Raw genomic sequence first — 18,769 nt, 5'->3', positions numbered from 1 at the left:
CGTCACAGCGCGGCGGCCGTCCAGGACGCAAGTATCTGCAGTCTTTCGTACGCCGACGAGCCCGGCCCGGCACTGAGCATCAACAGGCGCTGCCGCCCGCCGTCGGGCAGCTCCCAGACGTCGTAGTCGAGCGTCACGTCGCCGATCAGCGGATGCCGCAGAACCGCGGCGCCGGTGATCGCGGCACCGGAGCGTCGCGTCGCCCACCACGCCCCGAAATCCGGGTACCGCACGGACAACTCGCCGACCAGCTCGGCCAGATCGGGATCGTCCGGATCGTCCGCGGTCTCCAGCCGCAGTGCCGCCACCGCGGTCCGGGCCGCCTCCGGCCAGTCGGCGTGCCGGGCACGCATCGCCGGGTCTGCGAACAGCAGCCGTACGAGATTGCGCCGCGCCGCCGGGACCTGCGCGAAGTCGACGAGGATGGCGGCCGCGAGATGGTTCCAGGCGAGCACGTCCAGCCGCGGGCCGAGGACCAGCGCCGGGACGCCGGTCACCTGGTCGAGCATGCGGCGCATCGCCGGGCGCAGCGGCTGCCGCGGACGCCGTCGTGGCTTCGGGCGACCCGCCAGGGCGTACAGGTGGGTGCGCTGGGTGTCGGTCAGCCGCAGCGCCCGGACCAGGGCGGCCAGCACCGCCGCCGAGGCCACCACCCGGCCCTGCTCCAGCCGCTCGTAGTAGTTGACGCTGATCGCGGCGAGGGTGGCGACCTCCTCGCGGCGCAGACCCGGGACGCGGCGACCGGCGTCGTCGGGCGGCAGGCCGACGTCGCGCGGCTGCAGCTCGGCCCGGCGGGCGCGCAGGAAGGCGCCCAGTTCGTTGCTCACCTGACCAGTCTGCTCGCCCGCCGCCCGATCGAGGATGGTCAGATTTTGGCCTCCGTCATCGGCGCTCGCGAAGCGGGTTCGCCGGCGGGGCCGTGATCCCGGTCCTTCGCCGGTCGCCGGAGCTGCGCATACGCTGTGTCCCGTGCCGCTGATAGGACGCCGTCGCGAGCTCGCCGCCGTCGCGCGCCTCGTCGACCGCGCCCGGGACGGCGTCGGCGGTGTTCTCGTCATCGCCGGGCCGCACGGATCCGGGAAGACGGCGCTCGCCGACGCCGCGGCCGCGCTGGCCCGGTCCCGCGGGCTGCCGGTGGAGCGCACGCTCGTGCCCGGGGCGCATCTGATCGTGCTCGACGACGCCGACCGCGGCGCCTGGCCGGACGTCTCCGCGCTGACCGGCAGCGGCGCGGCGGTGCTCCTGACCACCACCGGCGACGCCGGGCACCGGCCCGACCTGCGCCTGGCCCCGCTCACCGAACCCGAGCTTGCCGAGCTGCTGCCCGGTCTTTCCGCGGACGCCGTGCACGCGGTGTGGCTGGCCGGCGCGGGCTGGCCCGGACCGGCGCTCGAGCTGGCCGCGAGCCTGGACGGGCTGGGGGAGCGCGATGCGGTTGTCGAGCTCGCTCTCACGACGCCGTCGCGGTCCGAGTTCCTCATCCTGGACGTGGCGCTGATCCGGCTGCTCGAGTCGGCGGCGGCCCGGCCACTGCCCGGCGCGACCCGGGCCCGGGTGCTCGCGCGACTCGCCCGGGAACTGCTCGGCGACCAGTCGGCGGCCGCGCGGCGCCGCGCGCTGGCCGACGAGGCACTGGCGCTGGCCCGCCACACCGGCGACTCGGGCACGATCGCCGAGGTGCTGGACGCGCGGCTGCACGCGCTGTGGGATCCGGCGGCGGCCGAGGAACGCCTGGCCACCGCGTCGGAGATCGTCGAGCGGGCGCGCGAGGCGGGCAACGCCACCGTGGAACGGCGCGGGCTGTTCTGGCGCTTCGTCGCGCTGGCCGAGCTCGGCGACCTGGACGCGGCGGAGGCGGCCCTGACCGCGTACGCCCGGGCCGGCGAGCTGGACGGGGACGCCGAGGCCGGGGTCGTGACCCTCGCACGGCAGGCGATGCTCGCGATGATCCGCGGACGCTTCGACCTCACCGAGGCACTCACCGAGGAGGTCGTGGTCGCCGGGCACGACGCCGGGCTGGCCGACACCGACCGGCTGTCGTTCACGCTGCGCGGCTGGCTCGCCATCCTGCGCGGCGACGCCGGGTCGGAGGCCACGCGGCTGCAGCGGTTCGCGCGGCGGCTGCCCGGCCAGTTCTTCGAGGCGACCGCGGCGCGCACGCTCGCCGAGTCCGGCCGCGACGCGGAGGCGCTGCTGGAGCTCGACCGCCTGCTCCCGTCGGTGCTGGCCGGGACCGGGCCGCGCTGGATCGGTGCGGTGGCCGACCTGGCGCTGGTGGCCTCGCACGGGGGCGATGCGGCCTCGGTGCGGGCGCTCTACGACGCGCTCGTCCCGTACCGGGGGAGGTTGGTGGTCTGGGGTGGCGCCAACATGATCACCGGGCCGGTGGACGACTACCTGGGCCGGCTGAGCAGGCGGCTGGGTGAGGTGGCCGGCGGTGCCCGGCACTTCGCGCAGGCCATGGAGCATTTCGACAATGCCGTCGCGCAGGAGGAGCGGCTCGGCACGTTGCCGTGGCTCGCCGCGACGCTGAAGATCCGAGGGCGAGACGGGGACGAGGAACGTGCGGCCAAGTTGGCCGCCCGCCTATATCCCGAAAAATCGGATGATAGCTGGACCAGCGGTCATGAGGCGAGCGACGCCGAGGGGTCGGCGCCGGCCGGCGCGGAATGGCGTCTGGAACGCGACGGCGACGACTGGCGGCTGGCGGCAGGCCCCGAGACCGCGCGCCTCAACGACGTCCGGGGCCTTCATTACCTGCGGACGCTGCTGGCCTCCCCGGGCCGGGAGATCGCCGCGCTGGACCTGGTCGCCGGTGGTGCCGGGCTAAACGTGGCGCCCGGCGAGCCGGTGCTGGACGCGACCGCGCGGGCCAGTTTCCGGCAGCGGCTCGACATGCTGGAAAGCCAGCTCGACGCCGCCGACCGCAAGGGTGACGTCAAGGCCGCGCGGACTCTCGACGCGGAGCGCACCGCCCTGGTCGCGGAACTGCGCCGGGCGGGCGGGTTCGGCGGCCGGCCCCGGCGGCAGAGCGCCGAGGCCGAACGCGCCCGGGTCAACGCCACCCGCGCCCTGCAGACCGTCCTGACCCGCCTGGAGGTCGCCGCCCCCCTGGCCGCGGCACACCTGCGAGCCTCGCTGCACACCGGCAACCGATTCCGCTACCAGCCGGCCCCGGGCGGCCCGGCGCGCTGGCGGGTCTGACCCGAGCGGCCGCCGCCCGGTCCGGCGACCACCGTTGCGCCGCCGAGCGGTTCCGCGCCGCCGAGCGGTTCCGCCGCCGACCGGTTCCGCGCCGCCGACCGGTTCCGCGCCGCCGAGCGGTTCCGCGCCGCCGCACGACGGCACGCCGCCGGCGAGCCGCCGATGGGAAGGCCGGCTTCAGCCCGCCGCCGCCGGAGTGCTGCTGTCCGGCTCGGCGACGGCTTGCTCGCCCCGGCCACCCGGAGCCGGTCGCCTGCCCGGCATCCAGACCAGAACGGCCAGCGCCCCGACCAGCGCCACCACGGTCGACACCATCGCGGCCTCGTGCATGCCGGACACGAACGCGTCGCTCGCCCGGCCGAGCAGCGACGTGCCGCCCTGGGCGACCGCCCCCGCCAGCGACTTCCCGGCCGGACCGTCCGCTCCCGACATCTTGCCGCGGTAGACCGCCGACAGCACCGATCCCAGTACCGCGACCCCCAGCACCGCGCCCATCTGCCGGATCGTGTTGCCGATCGCCGACCCCACCCCGGCCTTCTCCGGCGGGACCGAACCCATGGCGGTGCTGGTCGCGGACGGCATGACGTGGGCCATCCCGAGGCCGATCAGGAAGAAGGCCACCTCCAGGGCCACCACCGACGAACCGGCGGTGAAGACCATGAAGCCCGCCAGCCCCGCGGCGAGCACCACCAGACCGGCCGCGGCGACCAGCTTCGGGCCGAACCGTTCGACCAGTTTGGCGCTCGCCGGCGCGAACACGATCTGCGCGACCGCGGCCGGCAGCATCAGGGCGCCCGCCGCGAGCGGGCTGTCACCGCGGACGAGCTGCAGGTAGAACGCCATGAAGAACATCGAGCCGATGGCCGCGAAGAACGCCACGCCGAGCGCGATCACCGACGCGGAGAACCGCATGTTCGTGAAGAGCTTGACGTCCAGCGAGGGGAACGCGATGCGGCTCTGCACGACCAGGAAGACGGCCAGCACGGCGGCCCCGAGCACGATCGCACCCCAGGACCGTCCGGCGCCGAAGCCGTTCTCGCCGCCGTTGATGATGCCGTAGGTGAGCAGCGCCAGCCCGGCGATCGACAGCAGGACGCCGACCAGGTCGAGCCGTGGCGCGCGCGGGTTTCTCGACTCCGGCACGAGGACGACGGCCAGCACGGCGGCCACGATCGCGACCGGCACGTTGATGAGAAACACCGAGCCCCACCAGAAGTGCTCGAGCAGCAGCCCGCCGATCAACGGACCGCCGGCGACCGAGAATCCGATCGCGGTGGCCCAGATGCCGATGGCCTTGCCGTACTCGCGCGGGTGGAAGACGTTCATGATGATCGACAGAGTCACCGGCATCACCGCCGCGCCGCCCACGCCCATGATCGCGCGCGCCCCGATGAGCTGCGCGGGCGAGTCGGCGTAGGCCGCGAACAGCGACCCGAGCCCGAACACCAGCAGGCCGCCGATCAGCACGAGCCGGCGGCCGAGCCGGTCGGCGAGCACGCCGGTGGTGAAGAGCAGACAGGCGAAGACCAGCGTGTACGCGTTGACGGCCCATTCCAGCTGGCTCGGCGACGCCCCGAGTCCGCTGCCCGGTTCGGCCAGCGTGCGCAGCGCCACGTTGAGCACGGTGTTCTCGAGCACGACGAGGAAGAGGCAGAGCACCATCACGGCGAGGACCGACCAGCGCCGTGGATCGGCGGCCGGAGGAAGTTGTGTCATGCCCGTACACGCGTAAACCGGCGCCGTACGAACCGTTCATGACCGGGGTCACAGCGAGCCGAGGGCGGCCGGACGGCGTCCATGAGAGGGGTCGCCGGCCGGCCGTGGCGGTCAGTGACGGGCGGGGCGGCAGCGTCAGCCCGTCACGTTCTCCGCGCAAACGACCTTATTCTTTATAGGAGACTATGGCCAAGTGATGCGGCGGGGCTCACAAGCGCTACCATCCGGGGGCGTGAGCACCGCCAGATATCACTCGCCACGCCGTGCCGACGCGGCCGCCGCGACCCGGTCGGCCATCCTCGCGGCGGCCCGGGAGCTCTTCCTGACCGCCGGGTACGCGGATACGACCGTGCCGCAGATCGCGCGGGCGGCGCGAGTCGCCGTGCCGACCGTCTACACCAGCACGGGCGGCAAGGCGGACATCCTCGCCGCGCTGCTGATGCCGGTGGTGGGCGACCCGGCCGTCGGCGAGACCAGGACCGCCCTGGCCGCCGCCACCGATCCGGTCGAGGTCATCCGGCTCACCGGCGAGGGGGTGCGGCTCACCCACGAGCGCCACTGGGACATCGTCACCCGGCTCTTCCCGCAAGCCCAGTCCGAGGCCGCCGCGGCCGAGGTCTACCAGCGGATCCTCGACACGTACCAGGAAGCCCTCGGCCGGACCGCCGAGCGCCTCGACCAGCTCGGCGCCCTGAAACCCGGCATCACCGTGCCGGAGGCGCTCGACATCCTCTGGCTCTACCTCGGCGAGGGCGCCTGGCTGGCGCTGTGCCGCGACCGCGGCTGGAGCCTGGAACGCGCCCGCGACTGGCTCACCGCCGCGGCCGCGGCGGCCCTGATAGAACGAGACCCGCTCCGGGGGGCGGAGCGGGTCTCGTCGGGGGGATAAGCGTCAGCGCGGAGCCCGCGGCACCTCCAGGCGGTCGATGTCCGGGGAGTAGACAGTGGAGCTGCTGTCCACCTCGATGGTGTTCGTGCCGGCCCTCAGTTGCAGCGGCACGGTCGCGGTGGCCGGAATGCTCCAGCCGCCGCTGGACGGGAAGGCGTAAGTCACCGGGGACTGCCCGTTCGCCGAGACGGTGGCCGAGCGCGGGTCGCCGCTGACGTAGCGGATGTTGACCTGGTACGTGCCCGAGCGCGGCACGGTGATCCCGCGGACCTGCAGCGCGCCCCCGTTGTACAGGTTGCCCACCTTCGTCCCGCCGGAGCAGCCGTCACAGGCGGCCGGCCCGGCGCCGTTCGCCACCGCGCCCTTCTCCGCCTCGTAGACCGTGGTGCCGGTCGCCGGGGACTTGGGGGTGACCCGGTACAGCATCGCGCCGTGCGCCGGGATCGAGGCCGAGATCCCGCCGTCGTGCGAGCCGGCACCGCGACCCGCCCACACGTCGCGGACGTCCGCCTGGCCGGCGAAACCGAAGCTGGTCCACGAGGCCGAGACGGTGGCCGGGAACGCGCCCATGTTGAACAACGCGACCGTGTACGAGCCGTCCTTGTTCTTCATGCCCCACACCTGGCCGGTGCCGGACGGGGTGACCGGACGGGCCGCGACCCCCTGCTGGTCGATCGCGATCACCTCCCGGTTGGTGAGCAGCTTCAGCCCGTACGCGTCGAGCTGGGTCAGGTCGTCACCGGTGTAGAGCGGCGCCGCCGAGATGGCCCAGAGCGTCATGTACGCCCGCCGCTCGTCCTCGGTGATGCCGTCCATGGCACCGCTGCCGACGTCGAGCGAGTCCAGGTCGTTCCAGCCGCCCGGGCCGGTCCACGGGGTCCACGCCGGAACGTCGTCCCAGCGGCCCTTCACCGAGTTGTTCCAGGTGACCAGCGTGTCGCAGTAACACTCCACATCGGTCTCCAGGCGCCAGCCGTTGGCGTTGGCCTTCCAGTCGGCCGCGTAGTTACGGTCCAGCGACCAGGACAGCAGGAACCGGATCGGCCGCCCGGTCTTGTCGATCGCCGCCCGCCACGCCTGCACGTCGGCCACGTTGTTGTAGTTGTCGCCGCTCTTGAACGAGCCGGGCCCGACGCCGTCCAGCTTGAGGAAGTCGAAACCCCAGTCGGCGACCAGCTGCGCCTGCGAATCCACGTACTTGGCGGCACAGGGCTGGCTGAAATCGATTTCGTACGAGCTGTCCCAGCCGTTCGTGGTGCGCAGGTCCGGGTAGACGATGTCGCCGGTGGTGCAGCCCGGGGCGTTGAGGATCGGGACCGTGCCCTCGCCGTACGCCGTCTTGGCCAGGCCCACCGCGAGGTAGATGCCGGCCTTGAGACCCTTGCCGTGGATGTAGTCCGCGACGTACTTCATCCCGTGCGGGAAGCGGTCCGGCGCGGCGATCTCGCGGCCGTAGCCGTCGTAGTGGACGTTGTCCCAGACGCCGAGGTCACGCGACCAGCCGGCGTCGATGTTGACGTACTGGTACCCGTACGGCTTGAGCTTGGTCGTGAGGGTGTCGACCTGGGTGAGCAGGTTCTTCTCGGTGAGCCAGCTGCCGCCGCCGCTGGGGTTGACGCCGGGCCTGGTGGTGGATTCCAGGCTCCAGCTCGACCAGCCCATCAGCGGGGTGGCGGCGATGCCGGCCGGGTCGGGGGAGTCGACACCGGCCGGCGTGGGAGCGGCGGGGGACAGGGCACGAGCGGAAGCGTTGGCGGGACCGGGTTTGGGAGACGGGCCGACGGCCACCGCGGGAGCGGCGGCTGCGGACAGGAGGAGCCCGGCGCCGCACAAAGCCACGGCTAACCGGATTCCGGGGGTGGATCTCACTGCGGGAACCTCCTTGAGGACGATCAAGGACACTCAGCCGAGTGGGACGAGACGGGACTGGATGCTGACAGCGGCGGCCCCGCGCGCCCACTCCTCGAACGGAAGCGGACGGATCGAGAGCGGGCAGTCGGCGGCGGCGCCGAACGCCTGCCGCTCGAAGCCGGCCCGGATGTGCGGTTCGAACAGGTCGTACGCGGCCAGGCCCTCACCGGAGACGACGATGCGGGCCGGGCCGACCAGATTGGCGACCGCGGCGATGGCGAGCCCGATGGCCTCGCCGGCGCGGGCGAACACGGTGACGACGGCGGGATCGCCGGAGCGGGCGAGCTCCACCGCGTCGGAGATGGACAGGTCCGTCCGGCCGGCGGCCGCGCGCGCCGCGGCCACTATCGGCTCGGTCCCGGCGATGGCCTCGACGCAGCCCCGGCTGCCGCAGTGGCAGGCCGGCCCGGTCGCGTCGACCGACAGGTGCCCGATCTCGCCGGCCACGCCGTGCGAGCCGGAGACCGGCCGGCCGTTGACGACCAGCCCGCAGCCGATCCCGGAACCGACCGTGACCAGGGCGAACGAGTCGGCACCGGCGCCTTCGCCGAACCAGTGCTCGGCCGTGGTCAGCGCCTTGACGTCGTTCTCCACGGTGACCTGCAGGCCGGTGGCGGCCGCGGCCAGTTTCGCGAGAGCGACGTCGTGCCAGTGCAGGAACGGCGAGTACCGCACGTGGCCGGTTTCCCGGTCCACGTCGCCGGAGACGGCCAGACCCAGCCGGCGGGTCCGCGACCGGTAGTCCGGCGCACCGTCCAGCAGGTCGCCGGTGATCGCGGCGATCTCGGTGAGCACGTCGTCCACGGCCTGGCTGGCGAGGGTGCGGTGGGCGACCGCGCGGATCTGCGCGGTCAGGTCGCACACCACACCGATGAGCTCGTCGCCGGTGAGCTTGACGCCGACGAAGAACTCCCGGTCGGGGTGCACGGTGAGCGGGCTGGCCGGGCGGCCCGCCCCCGGACCGGTGCGCTCGGTGGCGCCGAGCTCGGCCAGGTATCCGGCGTCGATGAGCGGACGCGCCGCCTTGGTGACGGCCGCGGAGGAGAGCCCGAGCTTGCGCGCGAGGCTCACCCGGCTCTGCGGGCCCGCCGTGACCAGGGCGGTCAGGATCGCCGCCGCGGCCGGGGATGCGGCGAGCGCCACGTCGTCATCAACCGGAACCATGTCCGGAAAGCTAGGGGGAATAATTAACTTCGTCAAGTATTGATTTCTGTTCATCATCGCTCCTAATCTCTGCGCTGTTCATCACTTGGTAAGGATCTTGATGCGAGTCGCTTACGAACCCCGCCTGCGCCTGTGGCTGCTGACCGGGACCTCCACCGCCTACGCCGTCCGGCTCGACGCCGACGACTGTGTCCGCCATGTGCACTGGGGTGCGCCGGTCACTGTGGAGGAAGCGGCCGCGTTGGTCGGGCAGGAGCCCCCGGACCCGGCGGCCAGCAGCTTCGAGGAGAAGGCCGGCGCCGACGAGCTGCCGGTCGAGGGCGGGGCGCACTTCGGGCCGGCCGCGTTGCAGGTGCGCTGGGCCGATCTGGGCCGCGGCATCGAGTGGAAGTACCTCGGCCACGAGATCGTCGAGGACGCTCACCTGCGTATCGACCTCGCCGACCGGCACTACCCGCTGACCGTCAAGCTGCACTACCGGATGCGCGGCGACGTCGTGGAGCGCTGGACCGAGGTCACCAACACCGGCCACGAGCCGGTCACGCTGCAGCGCTGCGACTCCGCGGCGTGGACCGTGCCGGCCGGCCCTCGACGGCTCAGCCACCTGGTCGGCGCCTGGAACAGCGAGTTCCGCCTGCGGCGCGGTGAGCTCGCCGCCGCCGAGACCGTGCTGACCAGCCGCCGCGGCCTCACCAGCCATCACGCGAACCCGTGGCTCGCGCTCGACGACGGCACCGCGGGCGAGGAGCACGGCGAGGTCTGGAGCACGGCCCTGGCCTGGAGCGGAAGCTGGCGCGTCACGGTGCAACGGGACCCGGGAGGGCGTACGGGATGGACCGGGGGTTTCGGGCATGAGGGCCTGACCTGGACGCTGACCGCGGGCGAGACCCTGCGGACCCCGGTCTTCGCCGGTGTGTACTCCACGGCCGGCTTCGGAGGGGTGAGCCGGACGTGGCATGCGTATATAAGGGCAAATATTCTGCCGCATCCGGAGGAGCTGCGCCCGGTCCTCTACAACTCGTGGGAGGCCACCCACTTCGACGTGGACGAGGCCGGGCAGATCGCCCTCGCCCGGCGGGCGGCCGAGGTCGGCGCCGAGATGTTCGTGATGGACGACGGCTGGTTCGGGCGGCGCGCGAACGAACGCAAGGGCCTTGGCGACTGGACGCCGAACCCGGAGCGTTTCCCGCACGGCCTGACGAACCTGGTCGCCGCGGTACGGCAGAGTGGCATGAAGTTCGGCATCTGGGTGGAACCGGAGATGGTCAACCCGGACAGCGACCTCTACCGCGAGCACCCCGACTGGGTGCTGCACACCGCGAACCGCCGCCGCACCGAGATGCGCCACCAGCTCGTGCTCAACCTGGCCCGCCCGGACGTCCGCGACTGGACGCACGCCTGGCTCGACCGGCTCGTCGGCGAGCACGGCATCGACTTCCTCAAGTGGGACTGCAACCGCCCCTTCACCGAGGCGGGATGGCCCGGGCACGCCGACCCGGACCGGGTGTATCTCGACCACACCCGGGCCGTGCACCAGATCATGGATCGGCTCCGCGCCGGCCATCCCGGGCTGCGCATCGAGTCGTGCGCCGGCGGGGGCGGCCGGGCGGACCTCGGCATCCTCGCTCGCACCGACCAGGTGTGGCCGTCCGACAACACCGATCCGATCGACCGGATCGCGATCCAGAACGGCTTCGCTCAGGTGTTCCCGGCCCAGGTGATGGGTGCCTGGGTGACCGACAGCCCGAACGTGACCACCGCGCGGTCCACCCCGCTGCGGTTCCGTTTCCACGTGTCCATGGCCGGCGTCCTCGGCCTCGGTGGCGACCTGACCACCTGGACCCCCGACGAGCTTGAGGAGGCCGCCGACCTCGTCCGCGAATACAAGCGCGTCCGACCCGTCGTCCAGCACGGCACGGCGTACCGGCTCACCGGCGCCGGCACCCTGACCGGGGTGCAGTACACGCTGAACGACGATCACGTGATTCTCGCCTGGCTGCCGAGCCGCCCGTACGGCCACACTCCCGGGCCCCTGCCGTTGTCCGCGGTGGAGGCCGGTGCCGTGTATCGGGATCTCGACACCGGACGCACCTATCAAGGGGCCGTGCTTCAAGAAAAAGGGCTGCCCCTCGACATGCCGGCCGGCGACCACGCGAGTGCGCTCGTCCGGCTCACCAGACTGCCCTAATCCACCGTGGAGCTGTCATGCATCGTCGTTCCGTCCTCAAAGGAACCGCCGCACTAGGAGCCATCCCGATCCTCGCCGCGTGCAGCGGCGGCGACCCCGCCACCCAGGCCGCCGATTCCAAGGCCACCTCGCTCGGCTCCGGTCTGGCCGACGCCGTCCCGAAGTCCGGCATCCAGGCCATGGTCGACCTCTTCCAGCAGCAGTCCGGGGACACCGTCCGCCTCAACGTCATGCCCCGCGACCAGCTGGTCAACAACATCAGTACCTACCTGCAGGCCAACCCCGAGGACGTCATCACCTGGTTCGCCGGGTACCGGATGCGGTACTACGCCGGCAAGGGGCTGCTCGCGCCGGTCGACGACGCCTGGGAGACGATCGGCAAGAACTTCGGGGCCGGTCTCGCCGACGCGTCCGCGTACCAGGGCAAGAAGTATCTGATTCCCAACTACAACTACCCGTGGGCCGTCTTCTACCGCAAGAGCGTGTGGCAGCAGCACGGGTACCAGGTGCCGGGCACGTGGGACGAGCTGCTCGCCCTGTGCGCCACGATGAAGAAGGACGGCCTGTCGCCGATCGCGTTCGGCGACAAGGACGGCTGGCCCGCGATGGGCACGTTCGACTACCTGAACATGCGGACCAACGGCTACCAGTTCCACGTCGACCTGTGCGCGCACCACGAATCCTGGGACTCGCCCAAGGTGCAGGCCGTCTTCGACAACTGGACGGCGCTGCTGCCCTATCAGGACACCGGCGCGCTGGGCGCGACCTGGCAGCAGGCCGCGCACAACATGGCGAACAAGAAATCCGGCATGTACCTGATCGGCACGTTCCTGCTCCAGGAGATCACCGACAAGTCCATCGTGGACGATCTGGACTTCTTCCCGTTCCCGGCGATCGCGGTCGAGGGCACCGACGCGATCGAGGCGCCCATCGACGGCTTCGTGATGACCAGACGGGCCGAGAAGAACAAGGCCGCGATGGACTTCCTGTCCTTCCTCGGCACCGGTGCGGCGCAGGACGCGTACGCCTCGAAGGACTCGTCGAACCTGCAGACCGCGGCGGACGCGAACACCTCGACGTTCTCCCCGATCCAGAAGAAGGCCGCCGAGATGATCGCGCAGTCGAAGAAGGTGAGCCAGTTCTTCGACCGCGACGCGCTGCCGGCCATGGCGAACAACGTGATGATCCCCGCCCTGCAGAGCTTCCTGAAGGACGGCAAGGTCGACCTGAAGAACCTGGAGACACAGGCCAAGACCTTGTACGCGGCCGCGTGATCCGATGACGCAGACGACCGCTCCCGTGCCGGTCGCCACCGAGGTTGAGCGCGCGCCGCGTGCGCGTGCCGGCCGGGTGCGGCGTCTGACCGGCTCCGACCGGCTGGTGCTCGGCCTGATGGTGGGCGTGCCCACGCTGATCCAGGCCGTGCTCATCTGGATCCCCACGCTGCTGTCCATCGGGTTGTCCGTCACCCGGTGGAACGGGCTCGCCCTCTCCGGCATCAAGCCGGTGGGCCTGGACAACTACCGATACGCGCTGCGGGACTACCCGCCGTTCTGGCCGGCCATCGCGCACAACGTGATCTGGCTGGGGTTCCTCGCGCTGGTCGCCACCCCGCTCGGCGTCCTGCTCGCGGTCGTGCTCGACCAGCAGATCCGCTTCACCCGCCTGTATCAGAGCGTCTTTTTCACCCCGGTGATGCTGTCGCTGGTGCTCGTCGGCATCGTCTGGCAGCTGGTCTACGCCCGCAACGAGGGACTTCTCAACAACCTTCTGGGTACGGCCGGGACCAACGGCGCGGTGGACTGGCTCGGCGATCCGCACGTCAACCTGTGGGCGGCCTTGATCGCGACCGGCTGGCGGCACGCCGGCTACATCATGGTGCTGTACCTGGCCGGGTTGAAGGGGCTGGACCCGAGCCTGCGCGAGGCCGCGTCGATCGACGGCGCGACCGGCCGGCAGACCCTGTTCCGGGTCGTCTTCCCGGCGATGCGGCAGATCAACATCCTGGTCGTGGTGATCACGTTCATCGAGGCGCTGCGCGCGTTCGACATCGTCTGGGTGATCAACCACGGCACCAACGGCCTCGAACTGCTCAGCGTGCTGGTCATCCAGAACCTGGTCGGCGAGGGCCAGGTCATCGGCGTCGGCTCGGCGCTGGCGGTGCTGCTGCTGATCGTCTCGCTCATCCCGATCGTCATCTACCTGGTCCGCACGTTCCGGAAGGCAGACTGATGCGCCGCCCTACCCAAAACGTTAGACACAGTGGCACCCATGTGTTTCTGCTCGCCATGTCCGCGTTGTGGCTCGCCCCTCTGCTGTGGACGCTCTACACCTCGTTGCGGCCCAAGGAGGTCACCGACAAGTACGGCTATTGGAGCCTGCACGGGCCGTTCAACCTGCACAATTTCGGCACGGCCTGGACCGACGGCGATTTACCCCGATATTTCGTGAACTCGCTCTACATAGCCGTGCCGTCCGTGCTGCTCACCCTGGCGCTGGCGTCGATGATGGCGTTCGCGGTCAGCCGGTACACGTGGAAGTTCAACGTCACCCTGCTGATCCTGTTCACCGCGGGCAACATGCTGCCGCCGCAGGTCCTCGCCGCGCCGCTGTTCGAGATGTTCAAACACACCCCGCTCCCGTACGTGCTCAGCACCTCGGGATCGCTGCTGGACACCTACTACGCGGTGATCGCCGTCGAGGTCGCCTTCCAGCTCGGGTTCTGCACGTTCGTGCTGTCCAACTACATGAAGACGCTGCCCGGCGAGCTCACCGAGGCGGCGCTGGTGGACGGCGCCGGCGTGTGGCGGCAGTTCCGGCGCATCATCCTGCCGCTGACCCGGCCGGCCCTGGCCGCGCTCGCCACCCTGCAGGTGATCTGGCTCTACAACGACTTCTTCTGGCCGCTGCTGTTCCTCTCCAGCGGCGACCGGCTGCCCATCACCACCGGGGTCAACAGCCTGCAGGGCCAGTTCCTGATGAACTACAACCTGATCGCCGCGGGCGCCACCCTCACCGTGATCCCGACGCTTATCGTCTACCTCGCACTGCAACGGCACTTCGTCGCCGGGCTCACCCTCGGCGCCAGCAAAGGATAGGTCTGGATGGCACAGTTCGATCTGCCCGTAGCCGAGCTCGAGAACTACCGGCCCGTCGTCGAGGAACCGGCCGGCTTCGACGCCTTCTGGCAGTCCACGTTGGCTTCCCAGAGCACCGTGGAAGCCACGTTCACGCCGTATGACGCGCTGCTGCCGAACGTCGAGGTCTACGACGTGCGCTTCACCGGCTTCGGCGGCACGCCGGTGGCCGGCTGGTTCCTCACCCCGGCGGCGCAGGCCGGGCCGCTGCCGACGATCATTCAGTTCATCGGGTACGGCGGTGGCCGCGGCCGTCCGCACGAGTGGCTGGTCTGGCCCGCGGCGGGGTACGCGGTCTTCGTGATGGACTCGCGTGGCCAGGGCGACGGCGACACCCCCGACCTGCCCGGCGTCGGCCCGCAGCACGTCGGCCTGCTCACCCGCGGCGTGCTCGACCGTGACCAGTACTACTACCGGCGGCTGTTCACCGACGCGGTCCGGGCCGTGGACGCCGCGGCCCAACGCCCCGAGGTCGACGCGTCGCGGATCGTGGTGGCCGGGGCCAGCCAGGGCGGCGGCCTCGCGCAGGCGGTGGCGGGCCTGCGCACCGGGCTGGCCGGGGCGATCATCGACGTCCCGTTCCTCACCCATTTCCGGCGGGCCAGCGAGATCACCGACGGGTACCCGTACCGGGAGCTGGCCGACATGCTGAGGGCCAACCGGGACCGGGCCGACGACGTGTTCACCACTCTGGGTTACTTCGACGGCCTGCATTTCGCGGCCCGGGGGAGGGCGCCGGCGCTCTACACGGTCGCCCTGATGGACGACATCTGCCCGCCCTCCACCGTGTACGCCGCCTACCACCGGTACGCGGGCCCGAAGCGGTTGCAGGTGTGGCCGTACAACGGGCACGAGAGCGGCGACACGTTCCAGCCCCCGATCAATCTGCGCTGGCTACGTGATCTCTTCGCCTGACCGCCCGGCGTTCATCCGCAGGTCAATGGCGGTTCTCACACCTCAGGCACCGAGTTCTCCCCGCTAGCTTCGTCCCCGACGGAAGCACCACATAACTGGGGGAACTGTGACTGAGACAGCCTTGCTGGAGGTTGCCGAACTGCGCGCCACCGTCGCCGGGCCGGTATACCTGCCCGGCGACGAGGGCTACGCGGCCGAGGTGGCCTCGAACAACCTGAACAACCCGCTGGCGCCGGCCGTGGCGGTCGGGGTGCTCAGCGCGGCCGACGTGCAGGCCGCGGTCCGCTTCGCGGCGAGCCGCGGGCTGCCGGTGGCGGTGAAGGCGACCGCGCACCAGGTGACCCGCGACGCCGAGGGCGCCGTCCTGATCAACACGTCCCGGATGCAGGGTGTCCGGATCGATCCGGACACCCGGACCGGCCGCGCCGAGGCCGGGGTGCGCTGGCGGACGGTGGTGGCCGAGTCGGTCCCGCACGGGCTCGCGCCGCTGAGCGGTTCGGCGCCGGGCGTCGGGGTGGTCGGCTACACGCTGGGCGGCGGGCAGGGCCCGGTGCTGGGCCGCACCCACGGGTACGCCGCCGACCACGTCACCCGCATCGAGCTGGTCACCGCGGACGGTTCGCTCGGGGCGGTGACCGCGGACAGCGACCCCGGCCTGTTCTGGGCGCTGCGCGGCGGCAAGGGCAACTTCGGCGTGGTCACCGCGATCGAGTTCGAGCTGTTCCCGGTCACCGACTTCTACGGCGGGGGAGTGCACTTCGCCGGCGAGGACCTGGCCGACGTGCTGAGCGTGTGGCGGACGTGGGCGCCGGAGCTGCCGGAGGAGGCGACGACATCGTTCGCCGTGCAGCGGCTGCCACCCCTGCCCGACCTGCCGGCGCCGTTGCGGGGCGCCTTCGTGCTGCACGTCCGGTTCGCGTACCTGGGTGCCGCTGCCGACGGTGAGCGGCTGTTCGCGCCGATCCGGGCGGCCGCCCCCGCGCTGCTCGACGCGGTGCAGACGCGACCGTTCACCGAGACCGCGCTGATCCACCTGGACCCGACCGAGCCGATCCCGTACTACGACCGCACCACCACGCTGGGCGAGTTCCCGGCCGAGGCGCTCGACGCGCTGGTCGAATTCGCCGGGGCGGCCTCGGACAACCCGCTGGTCAGCGTCGAGGTGCGGGCCCTGGGCGGCGCCTTCGACCGCGAGCCCGCGGTGCCGGACGCGGTGTCCACCCGCGGCATCCCGTACGTGATGTTCGCCTTCGGGGTGGGCGGCCCCGAGCAGGCCGGCGAGATGCGCGGCTGGCTCGACCGGATGGTCGAGACGTTCGCGCCGTGGTCGGCCGGGGACCGCCGGATGGTGAACTTCCTGTCCAAGGAGGAGGCCACCACGCCGGGCGAGGTACGCCTGGCGTGGGGCCCGGAGCGGTTCGACCGGCTGGCCGGGATCAAGGCCCGCGTCGACCCCGGCAACATGTTCCGGATGAACCACAACATCCCGCCCGCCTGACGGGCACCGCTCAGCGGCTGGTCGTCGTCCGCGCTCCGGCGGCGACCAGCGCGGCGGCGGCCTCCCGCGGGCTCTGCGTCGTGACCAGGCCCTCGCCGACCAGCGCCGCGTCCGCGCCGGCCTCGGCGTACCGGATCAGATCCTGCGGGCCGCGGATGCCGGACTCGGCCACCTTCAGCACAGTGGCCGGCAGCTGCGGCGCGAGCTTCTCGAACTGGGCCGGATCCACCTCGAGGGTGCGCAGGTTGCGCGCGTTGACCCCGATGATCCGGGCGCCGGACGCGGCCGCGCGGGCCACCTCCGACTCGTCGTGCACCTCGACCAGCGCGGTCAGCCCCAGCTCGTCCTCGGCCAGCACCCGCAGCTCACGCAGCTTGTCGTCGTCCAGAGCCGCGACGATCAGCAAAATCACGTCGGCCCCGTACGCCCGTGCCTCGTACACCTGGTAGGCGTCGTACATGAAGTCCTTGCGCAGCACCGGCACGTCGACGGCGGCGCGGACGGCCCGCAGATCGTCGAGCGAGCCGTTGAAGCGCCGCTCCTCGGTCAGCACGCTGATCCACGTCGCGCCGCCGGCCTCGTAGTCGGCGGCCAGCGCGGCCGGGTCGGCGATCGTCGCGAGGTCACCCTTCGACGGGGACTTGCGCTTCACCTCGGCGATCACCGACACGCCGGGCCGGGCGAGAGCCGCGTACGCGTCGCGGGGCGCCGGCGACGCGGCCGCGCGTCGCTTGATCTCGTCCAGGCTCACCGTGGCGCGGCGCGCCTCGACGTCCTCGCGGACCCCTGCCAAGATCTGGTCCAGCACACTGGGAATCTCTGTCACGACCCCACCGTAGGCACGCGCTCGGGGCGTTGTGCGAGGTTTGTGCCGACGATCACCGACGTCCCTGTTCACCGGCGGTGCGGCGGGTTTCCGGCGCCGGGGTCAGGCCGCGCGCTGCGCGGGGACCAGCGCGGCCAGGAACTCGGCGGGGGTCATCAGCGCGCCGAAGACCGGGCTGCCCGGCTCGAAGTCGCGGCCGGCGGCCAGGCTGTCGAACACGATCGGTTCGTACCCGAAGCTGTCGACCAGCGCCGCGACCCGGGCCACGGCCGCCGGGTCGTCGCCGGCCACGCCCATCGCCAGCCGGTCCGGCGCCCCGGCCGGGCGGCGGCGGTCGTCCATGTCGTGGTAGCCGATGTGGTTCAGGGTCTTGACCACGGTGGCACCGGCCAGCCCCTCGGCCACGATCTCGCTGCTGCCGCGCCCGGCGACGTCGAACAGCGGCTGGTCGCCGTCGGTCGGCGGCCAGTAGTTCATGATGTCGATGACGAGCTTGCCCTCGAAGAGGGCCGGGTCGAGCTTCTGGAACGCGTGCAACGGCATCGCCAGCACCACGATCTTGGCGTCGCGGACCGCCTCGGCACCCCACCGCGGCTCGGCCCCGGGGACCAGCACCTGGGTGATCAGCGCGATCTTCTGCGGGTCGCCGGACGCGGACAGCGACACGTGATGGCCGGTCTCCACCCCCATCCGGGCGATGATCGGGCCGGTGTGGCCGGCGCCCAGCACGGCGATGTCACTCATGACGGCTTTCTCCCTGGACGGCGTCGGAGCTCAGGTGGTTGTTCAACGTGCAGAGGATCTCGTCGAGCGACTCGAACTGCTCGGGGCTCAGCGCGTCGGCGAAGTACTGCTTGATCGCGCGGGTGTGCGGCGTGGTCGCCCCGCGGAAGATGCGGGCGCCGTCCTCGGTCAGCTCGACCTCGGCGCCGCGGCTGTCGGTCAGACACTCGACCCGCCGGATCAGGCCACGTTTCTCCATCCGGCCGAGGTGATGCGACAGCCGGCTGCGTTCCCAGTCGATCGCGGCGGCCAGCTCGGACGAGCGCAGCTTGCGCTCCTGGGACTCGCTCAGCGCCAGCAGCACCGCGTAGTCTCCGGGCGACAGATTCGAGTCGCTCGCGAGCTGCACGGTGAGCAGCCGCCGCAGGTCCGTGGTGGTGTCGATGAGAGACCGCCAGATCGCCAGCTCGCGCGTGGTCATCCTCCGCCGGGTCGCGGCACCAGCCGGGGTGAGGTCACTCATGTCCGACTCCTTACTATTGACGTGTCAATAATGCCACGCTAGGGATTGACACGTCCACTACCTGCGGGCCGTGAG

General features: G+C 71.5%; 15 protein-coding genes. 8 read left to right on the top strand and 7 right to left on the bottom strand.

What is annotated here, in order from left to right:
- Positions 1–2 precede the first annotated feature (2 nt).
- Positions 3–827, bottom strand: coding sequence for a helix-turn-helix domain-containing protein (locus HH310_RS23085; RefSeq protein ID WP_211192498.1), 825 nt, complete (start codon positions 825–827; stop codon positions 3–5).
- A 142-nt stretch (positions 828–969) separates the two neighbouring features.
- Between HH310_RS23085 and HH310_RS23080 the strand changes: the two genes are divergently transcribed.
- Positions 970–3,204 carry an ATP-binding protein gene (locus tag HH310_RS23080; RefSeq protein WP_169177698.1) on the top strand — a complete coding sequence of 745 codons (2,235 nt, stop codon included), beginning with the start codon at positions 970–972 and terminating at the stop codon, positions 3,202–3,204.
- 177 nt (positions 3,205–3,381) lie between these two features.
- On the opposite strand, the gene HH310_RS23075 is transcribed toward HH310_RS23080, so the two are convergent.
- Complete coding sequence (locus tag HH310_RS23075; protein WP_169177697.1) at positions 3,382–4,920, bottom strand: MFS transporter; 1,539 nt, start codon at positions 4,918–4,920, stop codon at positions 3,382–3,384.
- A gap of 232 nt (positions 4,921–5,152) precedes the next feature.
- Here HH310_RS23075 and HH310_RS23070 point away from each other — a divergent pair, with 232 nt between their 5' ends.
- On the top strand, positions 5,153–5,809 hold the full coding sequence (locus tag HH310_RS23070; protein WP_169177696.1) for a TetR/AcrR family transcriptional regulator: 657 nt from the start codon (positions 5,153–5,155) through the stop codon (positions 5,807–5,809).
- A 3-nt stretch (positions 5,810–5,812) separates the two neighbouring features.
- Here HH310_RS23070 and HH310_RS23065 read toward each other — a convergent pair whose 3' ends face one another.
- Together HH310_RS23065 and HH310_RS23060 are read right to left on the bottom strand one after the other, a co-directional pair.
- Positions 5,813–7,678 (bottom strand): CBM35 domain-containing protein, encoded by a 1,866-nt coding sequence (locus HH310_RS23065; RefSeq protein WP_211192497.1) that lies wholly within the window; start codon positions 7,676–7,678, stop codon positions 5,813–5,815.
- A 33-nt stretch (positions 7,679–7,711) separates the two neighbouring features.
- On the bottom strand, positions 7,712–8,884 hold the full coding sequence (locus tag HH310_RS23060; protein WP_211192496.1) for an ROK family transcriptional regulator: 1,173 nt from the start codon (positions 8,882–8,884) through the stop codon (positions 7,712–7,714).
- A 100-nt stretch (positions 8,885–8,984) separates the two neighbouring features.
- Here HH310_RS23060 and HH310_RS23055 point away from each other — a divergent pair, with 100 nt between their 5' ends.
- The 6 genes from HH310_RS23055 (at position 8,985) to HH310_RS23030 (ending at position 16,622) form a co-directional block, all read left to right on the top strand.
- Positions 8,985–11,072: an alpha-galactosidase gene (locus tag HH310_RS23055; RefSeq protein WP_169177695.1), complete on the top strand. Its 2,088-nt coding sequence runs from the start codon at positions 8,985–8,987 to the stop codon at positions 11,070–11,072.
- A gap of 17 nt (positions 11,073–11,089) precedes the next feature.
- The gene (locus tag HH310_RS23050; protein ID WP_169177694.1) at positions 11,090–12,346 is read left to right on the top strand and encodes an ABC transporter substrate-binding protein; all 1,257 of its coding nucleotides are present in this window, start codon (positions 11,090–11,092) and stop codon (positions 12,344–12,346) included.
- A 4-nt stretch (positions 12,347–12,350) separates the two neighbouring features.
- Positions 12,351–13,304, top strand: coding sequence for a carbohydrate ABC transporter permease (locus HH310_RS23045; protein ID WP_169177693.1), 954 nt, complete (start codon positions 12,351–12,353; stop codon positions 13,302–13,304).
- A 56-nt stretch (positions 13,305–13,360) separates the two neighbouring features.
- The gene (locus tag HH310_RS23040; protein WP_248294307.1) at positions 13,361–14,170 is read left to right on the top strand and encodes a carbohydrate ABC transporter permease; all 810 of its coding nucleotides are present in this window, start codon (positions 13,361–13,363) and stop codon (positions 14,168–14,170) included.
- Positions 14,171–14,176: 6 nt separating this feature from the next.
- Positions 14,177–15,124 carry an acetylxylan esterase gene (locus HH310_RS23035; protein WP_169177691.1) on the top strand — a complete coding sequence of 316 codons (948 nt, stop codon included), beginning with the start codon at positions 14,177–14,179 and terminating at the stop codon, positions 15,122–15,124.
- 106 nt (positions 15,125–15,230) lie between these two features.
- Positions 15,231–16,622, top strand: a complete 1,392-nt coding sequence (locus HH310_RS23030) for an FAD-binding oxidoreductase (protein ID WP_312034272.1) — start codon at positions 15,231–15,233, stop codon at positions 16,620–16,622.
- Between the two features lie 10 nt (positions 16,623–16,632).
- Here the strand turns inward: HH310_RS23030 and trpC are convergent, their stop codons facing one another.
- The 3 genes from trpC to HH310_RS23015 all read right to left on the bottom strand — a co-directional run bounded on the left by trpC (position 16,633) and on the right by HH310_RS23015 (position 18,694).
- The gene (trpC, locus tag HH310_RS23025) at positions 16,633–17,430 is read right to left on the bottom strand and encodes an indole-3-glycerol phosphate synthase TrpC (protein WP_169177741.1); all 798 of its coding nucleotides are present in this window, start codon (positions 17,428–17,430) and stop codon (positions 16,633–16,635) included.
- A gap of 120 nt (positions 17,431–17,550) precedes the next feature.
- Entirely contained in the window at positions 17,551–18,192 is a 642-nt protein-coding gene (locus HH310_RS23020; RefSeq protein WP_169177690.1) for an NADPH-dependent F420 reductase, read from the bottom strand.
- Positions 18,185–18,694, bottom strand: a complete 510-nt coding sequence (locus HH310_RS23015) for a MarR family winged helix-turn-helix transcriptional regulator (protein ID WP_169177689.1) — start codon at positions 18,692–18,694, stop codon at positions 18,185–18,187. Before HH310_RS23015 ends, HH310_RS23020 begins: the two co-directional genes overlap by 8 nt.
- Between the last annotated feature and the right edge of the window lie 75 nt (positions 18,695–18,769).

It is taken from the genome of Actinoplanes sp. TBRC 11911, from assembly GCF_012933445.1.
In the GTDB taxonomy this organism is placed as follows: domain Bacteria; phylum Actinomycetota; class Actinomycetes; order Mycobacteriales; family Micromonosporaceae; genus Actinoplanes.
The sequence above is the reverse complement of the archived record's forward strand: the minus strand, read 5'-3'. Positions and strand labels throughout refer to the sequence as shown.

Excerpts from the sequence above, each read along its gene's own strand:
- HH310_RS23075 (WP_169177697.1), bottom strand. The coding sequence starts at position 4,920 with ATGACACAACTTCCTCCGGCCGCCGATCCACGGCGCTGGTCGGTCCTC.
- HH310_RS23035 (WP_169177691.1), top strand. The coding sequence starts at position 14,177 with ATGGCACAGTTCGATCTGCCCGTAGCCGAGCTCGAGAACTACCGGCCC.
- HH310_RS23055 (WP_169177695.1), top strand. The coding sequence starts at position 8,985 with ATGCGAGTCGCTTACGAACCCCGCCTGCGCCTGTGGCTGCTGACCGGG.
- HH310_RS23015 (WP_169177689.1), bottom strand. The coding sequence starts at position 18,694 with ATGAGTGACCTCACCCCGGCTGGTGCCGCGACCCGGCGGAGGATGACC.
- HH310_RS23020 (WP_169177690.1), bottom strand. The coding sequence starts at position 18,192 with ATGAGTGACATCGCCGTGCTGGGCGCCGGCCACACCGGCCCGATCATC.
- HH310_RS23045 (WP_169177693.1), top strand. The coding sequence starts at position 12,351 with ATGACGCAGACGACCGCTCCCGTGCCGGTCGCCACCGAGGTTGAGCGC.
- HH310_RS23060 (WP_211192496.1), bottom strand. The coding sequence starts at position 8,884 with ATGGTTCCGGTTGATGACGACGTGGCGCTCGCCGCATCCCCGGCCGCG.
- HH310_RS23040 (WP_248294307.1), top strand. The coding sequence starts at position 13,361 with ATGTCCGCGTTGTGGCTCGCCCCTCTGCTGTGGACGCTCTACACCTCG.
- HH310_RS23050 (WP_169177694.1), top strand. The coding sequence starts at position 11,090 with ATGCATCGTCGTTCCGTCCTCAAAGGAACCGCCGCACTAGGAGCCATC.